The sequence below is a fragment of the Helicobacter baculiformis genome (assembly GCF_900197685.1).
GTDB lineage: Bacteria > Campylobacterota > Campylobacteria > Campylobacterales > Helicobacteraceae > Helicobacter > Helicobacter baculiformis.
In genome coordinates this window covers 1-9,475 of the sequence record NZ_FZMF01000073.1, presented here as the reverse complement: position 1 = coordinate 9,475, position 9,475 = coordinate 1, and the positions used below count along the sequence as shown (strand labels likewise).

The following is a 9,475-nucleotide window of genomic DNA, read 5'->3' as shown; positions in this document are numbered from 1 at the left end:
ATGAGTATGTCTGCAATAACTTTGCTTGTCCCTATGGTAAGGATCATAATGAAGACTTCAAACGGCGAGCGATGCAGCAGGCACAACAACAGGCAAACGCATACGCTAGAGGACTTGGCGCAAAGCAAGGAGAATTGATCAATATCAATGTAACCAAGGAGATTTGGCCTTGGTTTTGGCGGGTTTTGGGTATGAAGTGTGTAAAAGTGCGCGGCTATGCGCGCCACATCGCTCATTAGGCTTTAGTAGTCGCTAGAGGGCTTGAGATGGGATCTCATAGCTCTATATGGCTTTCACAGATACAACTGAGAGTAATGCAGATGCAGTCTTACAGCTCGCGCCGTAAGGTCTCTTAGCTTCAGAATCCACTACTTTAGTTATGGGGAGTATGTTAAAAGCCAACCCACAAGTCTAGTCGATCGTTCATACTTTTCTTGTCTTCTTTGGCTCTTGCTCTAATGTCTCCCAATTTTTGCAATTACTTGTCGTCCTATGTTCAAATCCTGAATAAACATGTCTGCTCCTTTTTAGCTACCCATTTTCAGGGAAGTAGGCATTAACATAATGTCATCTAAATACGGAGCGAACTCAAAAAGTTAAGTAGTGGCACAAAAACCTAATAACAGACCTGAGAGAAGATCGCTTTCAAGAGCGTTCTTTATCCTGCTCGCGCCGCAATGAAGCTAAAAACACATCACAAAACTAAAAAGAACAACGCACTTTGCATTTTTAAAAACTTTGGGCACTCAATCCATGCAGGAATAAGTAGAGAGAATGGATAGGGTTTATAAAAAGATTTTCCAAAAAATAGGGCAGAACCCACAGATTCAAAAAGATAGCTCTGTATCCATTTTTTGCATTCAAAGAGGGATAGGTTATAACATCCAAGATAACGCTATTTCTTTTAATGACTATGCGCTTGAGTTTGTCAAGATATACAAGCTCAATAGTAGGCTTAAGATCTTAACTATTAAAAGAGATAATGAGGCGATGTTTCTAGACAAATCATACAGCCGTATTTTCATTCAAGACTTGAATATGAAGGCAATAGCTAGACTTTGGGGGTGCAAGGTTAGCGATCCAGCAAGCGATCTAGCAATTAAAAGAAGCGTTTGGGAGTTTTAATACTCTTAAATAATAACACGCGAGCGAAGCGTTTTAAAGATTGATGTTCTTTGGGACGAATGTTGTAAGAAATATATTTGAGATAATCTAAAATCTGTGCCCTAGAAAAACCACTTTCTAAGGCACGCTTTTGTAAAACATAATGTGGGATTTTAATTTTTTTATTTTTAAAAGCGCGGGCAATCCGCTCATAAAGATCGCGATGTTTGTTAGCACAAAATCTGCCAAACACAAAGGGTAAATGCGTTTTTGTCCACCATAGCGTAGCAAGATCATCAAAATTTGGGCATGGTGCATGGTAGTAATGGCGCAACGCTTTGTCACCAATGAGTACCCGCCCTCTCAAATTTAGAACCTGAGCTAACGCATTAGAAGTGGCCGATTCCTTGTCTGTGCTAGGAAGTTGATACACCACCAATACGCTACGCACTTCCTGGCACGCTACAATACCACAATCTAGGGCGTGTGGGGCGCGCAAGCTGGCAATAGAAGAGATAAAGCCCGCATCAATGCGCCTAAAGAGAAAATCCCGGTTGAGTTTGGCCGGATAGGTTTTTCTCAAGTGCAAAAAGGTTTTAAAGCCTGAGAGAGGGAGGGGATAGGCTTTGATAAACACATCAAAGGGGAGTAGATTCAAATACGCGATCTTGCCAAAACGCATGCCAAACCTTTTTACCCTATTCTACCCCAAAAGCTCATGCTTAAACCCCTCAATCCTCTTTGTATTCATAGACGATGGGCAGGGGATGCCAATCTTTCACGCCATCCCCACAAGCCCCCTGCCCAAAAAAGATCTCTAGCCATTCGTGCTGTTCTGCATAATCTTTTAAAGCGGGGCAACTGGGTGCAATGCTACAAAACTTGTCTCCAAGATAAGTTGCTCCGTCCTGACAACCCCCGTATTCACCGCTACGGGTCAAGGCGTTATAAACCTCTTGAATCCACGCGATTTTTGCGTGGTTGTCCTTGAGACAATGGGCTTTTTGAATCATAACTTCTATGTACTGAGCATCGTAAGTCCATTTGCTCTGTGTGGGCACTAGGTGGAGGGTCGCGTTTTTGAGCATTTGGGGCAAGTTCTTCACGATCTCTAGGCTGTGCTTGTAGGCGCGCATTTCGCTGCTAAGACTCTTGCCATTATCAGTGGCTAAAAGGATGTAGAGTTGCTTGGCATGGGGGTTTTTGGAGCGCAAAGTGATGATACTAGACTTGGGGATGCGATCAAAGAGGGTGTTAAAATCATGGGTGTAATAGCGGTCACTGGCTTCTTTTGCCCATTGGATACTTTTTGTCATCTCTTGAAGGGCTTGCTTGGGTCCAAAAGCGCGCTCAAGGCGGATAGCAAAACTCAAGTTTTGATCTAAAAGCCATGTGCTGTAGGTGGGGGTTTGTTGCCCATAAAATTCAGCGTCATGCGCTAGTGCATAATCCTTGATGGTGGCGATCTGAAAATTGGTCCCGGGTAGGGGCTTTAAGGATAAAAGAGCCACATGCATAGGAATGAACGCATCATCTTCATCGTTATATTGACTCTCACTCATTCTTTCGTTGAAGAGGTGTTTGATTTTAGGGGGCGTAGCAGCTAGAGCGCGCGCCTCTTGCATACGCGCTTGGATAAAGGCTTTTTGTTTGGGTGTGGCGCGCTTTAAAAAATCCTCAACAGCATAAACTTTGTCGCTCTTGCTATCGGCGACAACGGTGAAAATTTTCTCTTTGTTTTGCAAAATATGCACATTAAATGTGCTGTCTAAACGGGTCATCTCTAAGAGGCGTGCATCGCTTAAATCCGCACTTCTTAAGAGAGCAAAAGCGCATACGCATAACCAGACAAGACGCATCAGACTCCTTTAGTGGATTTCATAAAATAAAGGCAAATAGGGACCAATGCCCTCTAACAAGCCCAGTTCGGACGCTACACCTACATTCTCTTGGATGCGATCCAAAAAGGGCTCTTTTAGAGGGTCTATACTCACATTTTGCAGACCTAACTTCAAGAGCGCGAGTTTTTTTAGCGTGCTAGCAGTGATGTGCAAGCCTTTGAGATAGGTGGCTGCATCAAAGGAGTCGTCCTCCTGCCCCTCCTCGTTTGGAAATGCGCCCAACAACACCAGATACACCCGCGCGTTTTTAAGCCTATCTGCTAGCTTAGAAACCAACTTTTCATTTAACCCTCCCTTCACAATCAAGACAAACTCCTTAGAGGCATGTTCGGATAGAGGCTCTAGGGTGATGACATTGTTATAGGGCAATGTCTTGATCAAGGTCTTAAAATCTTTGCTGTGTTTGGTGAAAAAATTATGTTTGATGGCTAGGCGGCGCATTTGCTTGAGCCGCGCGCTGTCCTCTTTATTAGGCAAAATGAAGCCCTCGCTTAGTTGCACCTTTAAAGGGCTCTTCAGATCGGCTAAGAACACTTGCTGGATTTTTGTGTGGCGATCTTGCACCAAGAGAGCTTGAAAGGGGAGGGGGGCGTGCAAGCGCACTTGTTTTAGAATTTCAAATTGGGTGTTAAAATCTAGGGGGTCAGCCAAGAGAATTTGGCAAGCTAGCCAAGTTAGAGGGAGCATTTTAACTAGATTAGACATCAAATCATCCTTAAAGCCATGCACTCTACAAGTGTTTCAAATTATTATATACTATGACTGACATTATTTTATCAAGGAGTTGTATGCAAACATTCATCCAAGAATACAAAACCATCGAGCAGGAGCGCGCACAAGAGAATATCCCCCCCCTACCCTTGAATGCCAAACAGGTTAAAAGCGTGCTAGACATTCTTTTGCACTCTAAAGACATGCAAGAATGCGCCTTAGCTAAGGATTTATTGATTCAGCGCGTGAGCCCGGGCGTGGATGAGGGCGCACAAGTCAAGGCGCAGTTTCTAGGTCAGATTGCGCTTAAAAAAATAGAGTGTCCGCACTTTAGCCCCCTTGAGGCGGTGCGCTATTTGGGAACAATGCTAGGCGGTTATAATGTCAGCCCGTTGATCGAGGCACTGCAAAGCACAGATACAGAGGTCGCCAAAGAGGCGTGCAAGGCGTTAAAATCCACGCTTTTAGTCTATAACTCTTTTGAAATCATCGCTAATTTGAGTAAAACAAACGCACTTGCTAAAGAGGTGCTAGAATCTTGGGCAAATGCCGAGTGGTTTTTGAATAAACCCGCCCTGCCCGAAAAACTAGAGCTGTGCGTGCTCAAAATTGATGGGGAGACCAATACGGACGATTTGAGTCCGGCTAGCGATGCCTTTACCCGTAGCGACATCCCCCTACACGCCAACGCCATGCTCAAAAACCGCATAGAGAATTACCAAGAGAGGTTAGCCAATATCAAGTCTAAGGGCGTGCCGGTAGTGTATGTGGGCGATGTGGTGGGCACGGGGAGCTCGCGTAAGAGCGCGACTAACTCCATCATGTGGCATTTTGGACAAGATATTCCCTATGTGCCCAATAAGCGCACGGGGAGCGTGGTGATTGGGGGGGTCATTGCCCCGATTTTCTTTGCCACTTGTGAAGATAGTGGCGCACTGCCCCTAGTTGCCGATGTGAAAGACTTGCATGAGGGCGACATTATTGAGGTGTATCCTTACAAGGGTGAGATTTACAAGCAGGGGCAGGTGGTGAGCACCTTTAAACTCGAGCCCACCACCCTAGCCGATGAATACCGCGCCGGGGGGCGTATCGCCTTGATTATTGGGCGGGGCTTGACCAACAAGGCGCGCAAATTCTTAGGGCTAGGTCCCTCAGAAGTCTTTGCCAAACCCCAACAACCCGCAGAGAGTCATAAAGGCTACACCCTAGCGCAAAAAATGGTCGGCAGGGCTTGTGGCGTGGCGGGGGTGCGCCCCGGGGCTTATTGCGAACCCATTACGACTACTGTGGGCAGTCAAGACACCACGGGGGCGATGACTAGAGATGAGGTTAAAGAACTTGCCAGCCTTAGTTTTGAAGCCGATTTTGTCTTGCAATCTTTCTGCCACACAGCCGCCTATCCTAAACCCTCCGATGTGAGCTTGCAAGCCACTCTGCCGGAGTTTTTTACCAGTAGGGGCGGGGTGGCGCTCAAGCCTAAAGATGGGATTATTCATTCATGGCTTAATCGCATGGGCTTGCCCGATACACTAGGCACGGGGGGGGATAGCCATACGCGTTTCCCCATTGGGATTAGTTTCCCTGCTGGGAGTGGGTTAGTCGCCTTTGCCGCGGTTACAGGCACCATGCCTTTAAACATGCCCGAGTCCGTGTTGGTGCGTTTTAAGGGGCAAATGCAACCGGGGATCACTTTAAGAGACTTAGTCAATGCCATCCCCTATTATGCGATCAAACAGGGCTTGCTCACTGTGGAGAAAAAGGGCAAGAAAAATATCTTCAATGGCAAGATTTTAGAGATTGAGGGCTTGGGCAATATCAAGATTGAACAGGCTTTTGAGTTTAGCGATGCGAGCGCCGAGAGGAGTGCTGCCGCCTGCACTGTGCGACTCAATAAAGAGCCTATCATTGAGTATTTGAGCTCAAACATTCAGCTCATTGAGCAGATGATTGCCAGTGGCTACGAGCACAAAGAAACCCTCAAAAGGCGGGCGCAAAAAATGCAAGAGTGGATTGATAACCCCGTGTTATTAGAGCCCGATCCAGATGCGGAGTACGCCGCCGTGATTGAGATCGATCTTAATGAGATCACAGAGCCCATTTTGGCATGCCCTAACGATCCGGACGATGTGGCGACTTTAAGTGAAGTGCTCAATAACCCCAAACGCCCCCAAAAGATTGATGAGGTCTTTATTGGGAGTTGTATGACCAATATTGGGCATTTTAGAGCCTTTGGCGAAATCGTCAAGGGGGCAGGGGCATCCCCTATTCGCCTTTGGGTGGTGCCCCCCACTAAAATGGACGAGCAACAACTCATCAAAGAGGGGTATTTTTCTATCTTTGGGGCTGCTGGGGCGCGCACAGAGGTCCCGGGGTGTAGTTTGTGCATGGGCAATCAAGCACGGGTGCGCGATAATGCCGTGGTGTTCTCCACTTCTACGCGCAATTTTGACAACCGCATGGGCAAGGGCGCACAAGTGTATTTGGGCAGTGCGGAGCTGGGGGCGGTGTGTGCGCTTTTGGGTAAAATCCCCACCCCTAGCGAGTATCTAGGATTAGTGGCTGAAAAGCTAGAAGCGCGCCGCGAGGAGATTTATCGCTATATGAATTTTCACCTCATGGAGCCCATGGCACTTTAAAGAGCCTTTAAGCGCAACCTTAGCTATTTTCCCTAAGATAGGGGGTTTTTATGAAAGGGTTGCGTTGTGGATTTGGATTGGCAATTTATGTACCATGTCCTGCCCGCCTTTGGGCGGGGGCTTTGGCTCACCTTGTATATTTCCTTTGCGGGCATTGTGGGCGCGCTGGGGGTGGGTTTTTTAAGCGCATTGGGGCTTTACTTTCCGGGTTTTTGGAGCAAACCCTTGGGCGCGTATGTACAGATCGCGCGCAACACACCCTTACTCATCCAACTTTTCTTCCTTTATTATGGGCTTAATGAAATAGGTTTTTCTTTAAGCGCGAAGACTTGCGCGGTGGTAGGGATCGCGTTTTTGGGCGGGGGGTATATGGCAGAAAGCTTTTTATTGGGGCTAAAGGCGCTGCCTAAGGTACAATTAGAATCCGCGCTCAGTTTGGGGCTAACCCGTTTGCAGGCACTAAAACATGTGCTCTTTCCTCAAAGCTTGGCGATTTCTTTGCCCTCTTTGGGGGCTAATGTGATTTTTTTACTCAAAGAAAGTTCTGTCGTGAGCGCGATCGCTTTGGTGGATGTGATGTTTGTAGCTAAAGATGTGATAGGCATTTATTACAAAACGGACGAAGCACTGCTTTTACTTGTGATCGCTTACTTGCTCGTGCTTCTGCCCTTAAGTATTTTATTTGTCGCGTTAGAAAAGCATTATAAGAGGCATGTATGCTAAAAGGTTTAGCAGTCTTTGATTGGGATAATTTAGCACGCTTGATTGAGGGACTGCTCACGACCCTAGAGGTGGCTTTGGCCTCTATCATTATTGCGTTAGTAGGAGGGGTCGCTTTAGGAGTGGTGATGGCTTTTGGGGGGAGATGGCTTAAAGGATTATGTCGGGTGTACTTGGAGAGCATACGCATTATTCCGCTTTTGGTATGGCTCTTCTTAGTTTTTTTTGGATCGGCAACTTTGTTTGGCTGGCATTTACATGCACTTTGGGCAAGTATTATTGTCTTTGGGGCATGGGGAGTGGCCGAGATGATGGACTTAACCAGAGGCGCGCTCACTTCTACAAGCATGCACCAGATCCAGAGCGCGCGCGCTTTGGGACTAAGTGGGACACAAACTACTTGGCTTATTATTTTTCCTCAAGCTTTTTTAGCGCTCTTGCCTGCTAGTATCAATCTTTTTACACGCATGATTAAGACCACAGCCTTAATGTCGCTCATTGGTGCAATGGAATTATTAAAAGTGGGGCAACAACTTATTGAGATCAATATTTTAAAAATCCCTAATGCAAGTTTCTATGTGTACGGAGTGATCTTTATTCTATACTTTGCACTCTGCTACCCCTTATCTTACTTGAGTCAAAGCCTAGAGAAAAAATACCAATATCATAGAGGCTAATATGGCTATTGTTTTGGAAACAATCCAACTTAGGAAGTACTACCGCGATCATTTGGTGCTTGATGGCATTAATTTCAAGCTTGAAAAAGGGGAGGCTGTGGTAATCTTGGGACCTAGTGGGTGTGGGAAAAGCACCTTTTTAAGATGTCTGAATGGGTTAGAAGAAATTCAAGAGGGTCGGATTCTTTTTAACCAGCAAGAGATCAGTGCACCCAAAACTAATTGGAATAAAGTCCGTCAAAAGATTGGCATGGTGTTTCAAAGCTATGAGCTTTTTCCTCATTTGAATGTTTTACAAAATATTTTGTTAGGACCTATGAAGGTACAAAGGCGCGCCAAAGAAGAGGTAGAAGATAAAGCGATAGCTCTTTTAAAACGCGTGGGACTGGAGCATAAAAAAAATGCGCATCCTAGAGAACTCAGTGGAGGGCAAAAGCAACGTGTGGCAATCGTGCGTGCGCTGTGCATGCAACCAGAGATCATGCTCTTTGACGAAGTAACCGCCTCACTTGATCCGGAGATGGTTAAGGAAGTGCTGGAGGTAATTTTGGAGTTGGCACAAGAGGGTATGAGCATGATTGTTGTAACTCATGAGATGAAGTTTGCAAAAAAAGTAGCACATCGTATTGTCTTCTTTGATCAAGGTCATGTTTTAGAAGAAAGTAGTCCACAGGCATTTTTTGAGTCTCCGCAATCGGAAAGAGCGCAGAAATTTTTAGAAATTTTTAACTTTTTAGGGGATTGTTGAGTTTGTTATGCTAAAAAAGTCTCATTTGATTTTGAGGAGTATGCATGCGGGCATGGGCGAAGGGTTTTGGAATTTTTCTAGCGATTTTGGGTTTAAGTTTGGCGGGGTGTAGTGGTGAACACAAGGCGCAGACCAAAGAGGATAGCGTTGCGCTGATTAAAAAGCGTGGGGTGCTCAAAGTAGGCGTGTTTAGCGATAAGCCCCCTTTCGGGTTTGTGGATAGCAAGGGGCAGTATCAAGGGTTTGATGTCTACATCGCTAAGCGCATGGCTAAAGACCTTTTGGGCGATGAGAAGAAGATAGAGTTCGTACCTGTAGAAGCAGCGGCGCGTGTGGAGTTTTTAAAGTCTAACAAAGTAGACGTGATCATGGCTAATTTTACCAAGACCAAGGAGAGAGAAGCGGTGGTGGACTTTGCCAAACCCTACATGAAAGTGGCTTTGGGCGTGGTTTCTAAAGACGGGGTGATTAAAAGTGTAGACGATCTCAAGGATAAACCCTTGATTGTGAACAAGGGTACAACAGCGGATTTTTACTTTTCTAAAAATTATCCTAAGATTTCCTTGCTCAAATACGACCAGAATACCGAAACTTTTCTAGCACTCAAAAACAACCGTGGGGCAGCCCTAGCGCACGATAACACGCTTTTATTTGCATGGGTGAAGCAAAACCCCGAATTTAAGGTAGGTATTCCTAGTTTAGGTGATCAAGATGTCATTGCTCCAGCAGTAAAAAAAGGCGATAAGGCTTTATTGGATTGGCTTAATAAAGAGATAGACACACTCACTAAGGATGGCTTTATTAAAGAAGCTTATGAAGCAACGCTTAAGCCTGTTTATGGGGATACGCTCGATCCTAAAACCATCATCTTTGAATGATTTTGCACATTTTTCTACCACCCCCCTTCCACCCAGCACCACCCCCCAAGTAATTAAGCACCCACATGTCCCTTACTACAACAGCTTTTCGTCCGTCTTT

10 protein-coding genes are annotated in these 9,475 nt (G+C 45.7%); 7 read left to right on the top strand and 3 right to left on the bottom strand.

The window, feature by feature from the left end; translation table 11 throughout:
- Together C6G87_RS08910 and C6G87_RS08250 are read left to right on the top strand one after the other, a co-directional pair.
- On the top strand, nucleotides 1-239 hold a 239-nt coding region (locus C6G87_RS08910), incomplete at its 5' end, for an SIMPL domain-containing protein (protein ID WP_158653142.1).
- Nucleotides 240-774: 535 nt separating this feature from the next.
- Complete coding sequence (locus C6G87_RS08250; RefSeq protein WP_104753013.1) at nucleotides 775-1,125, top strand: hypothetical protein; 351 nt, start codon at nucleotides 775-777, stop codon at nucleotides 1,123-1,125.
- On the opposite strand, the gene C6G87_RS08245 is transcribed toward C6G87_RS08250, so the two are convergent.
- Genes C6G87_RS08245 through C6G87_RS08235 form a run of 3 tightly spaced genes read right to left on the bottom strand, consistent with a single transcriptional unit; the run spans nucleotide 1,100 to nucleotide 3,710 of the window.
- Entirely contained in the window at nucleotides 1,100-1,786 is a 687-nt protein-coding gene (locus tag C6G87_RS08245) for an MqnA/MqnD/SBP family protein (protein WP_104753012.1), read from the bottom strand. The genes C6G87_RS08250 and C6G87_RS08245 overlap by 26 nt on opposite strands.
- Nucleotides 1,787-1,835: 49 nt before the next feature.
- Entirely contained in the window at nucleotides 1,836-2,963 is a 1,128-nt protein-coding gene (locus tag C6G87_RS08240) for a hypothetical protein (RefSeq protein ID WP_104753011.1), read from the bottom strand.
- Nucleotides 2,964-2,972: 9 nt separating this feature from the next.
- Nucleotides 2,973-3,710 carry a hypothetical protein gene (locus tag C6G87_RS08235; protein ID WP_104753010.1) on the bottom strand — a complete coding sequence of 246 codons (738 nt, stop codon included), beginning with the start codon at nucleotides 3,708-3,710 and terminating at the stop codon, nucleotides 2,973-2,975.
- A gap of 83 nt (nucleotides 3,711-3,793) precedes the next feature.
- On the opposite strand from C6G87_RS08235, the gene acnB reads away from it, so the two are divergent.
- From acnB to C6G87_RS08210, 5 genes are all read left to right on the top strand, one after another.
- Complete coding sequence (gene acnB, locus C6G87_RS08230; RefSeq protein WP_104753009.1) at nucleotides 3,794-6,352, top strand: bifunctional aconitate hydratase 2/2-methylisocitrate dehydratase; 2,559 nt, start codon at nucleotides 3,794-3,796, stop codon at nucleotides 6,350-6,352.
- 66 nt (nucleotides 6,353-6,418) lie between these two features.
- Entirely contained in the window at nucleotides 6,419-7,075 is a 657-nt protein-coding gene (locus C6G87_RS08225; RefSeq protein WP_104753008.1) for an amino acid ABC transporter permease, read from the top strand.
- The gene (locus C6G87_RS08220; protein ID WP_104753007.1) at nucleotides 7,069-7,749 is read left to right on the top strand and encodes an amino acid ABC transporter permease; all 681 of its coding nucleotides are present in this window, start codon (nucleotides 7,069-7,071) and stop codon (nucleotides 7,747-7,749) included. The genes C6G87_RS08225 and C6G87_RS08220 overlap by 7 nt, the downstream gene beginning before the upstream one ends.
- A gap of 1 nt (nucleotide 7,750) precedes the next feature.
- Complete coding sequence (locus C6G87_RS08215) at nucleotides 7,751-8,497, top strand: amino acid ABC transporter ATP-binding protein (protein ID WP_104753006.1); 747 nt, start codon at nucleotides 7,751-7,753, stop codon at nucleotides 8,495-8,497.
- A gap of 44 nt (nucleotides 8,498-8,541) precedes the next feature.
- Nucleotides 8,542-9,375 carry a cysteine ABC transporter substrate-binding protein gene (locus C6G87_RS08210; protein WP_104753005.1) on the top strand — a complete coding sequence of 278 codons (834 nt, stop codon included), beginning with the start codon at nucleotides 8,542-8,544 and terminating at the stop codon, nucleotides 9,373-9,375.
- The last annotated feature ends 100 nt before the right edge of the window (nucleotides 9,376-9,475 follow it).

Coding starts and splice junctions, on each gene's coding strand:
- C6G87_RS08250 (WP_104753013.1), top strand. CDS start 775: ATGGATAGGGTTTATAAAAAGATTTTCCAAAAAATAGGGCAGAACCCA.
- C6G87_RS08245 (WP_104753012.1), bottom strand. CDS start 1,786: ATGCGTTTTGGCAAGATCGCGTATTTGAATCTACTCCCCTTTGATGTG.
- C6G87_RS08240 (WP_104753011.1), bottom strand. CDS start 2,963: ATGCGTCTTGTCTGGTTATGCGTATGCGCTTTTGCTCTCTTAAGAAGT.
- C6G87_RS08235 (WP_104753010.1), bottom strand. CDS start 3,710: ATGTCTAATCTAGTTAAAATGCTCCCTCTAACTTGGCTAGCTTGCCAA.
- acnB (WP_104753009.1), top strand. CDS start 3,794: ATGCAAACATTCATCCAAGAATACAAAACCATCGAGCAGGAGCGCGCA.
- C6G87_RS08220 (WP_104753007.1), top strand. CDS start 7,069: ATGCTAAAAGGTTTAGCAGTCTTTGATTGGGATAATTTAGCACGCTTG.
- C6G87_RS08215 (WP_104753006.1), top strand. CDS start 7,751: ATGGCTATTGTTTTGGAAACAATCCAACTTAGGAAGTACTACCGCGAT.
- C6G87_RS08210 (WP_104753005.1), top strand. CDS start 8,542: ATGCGGGCATGGGCGAAGGGTTTTGGAATTTTTCTAGCGATTTTGGGT.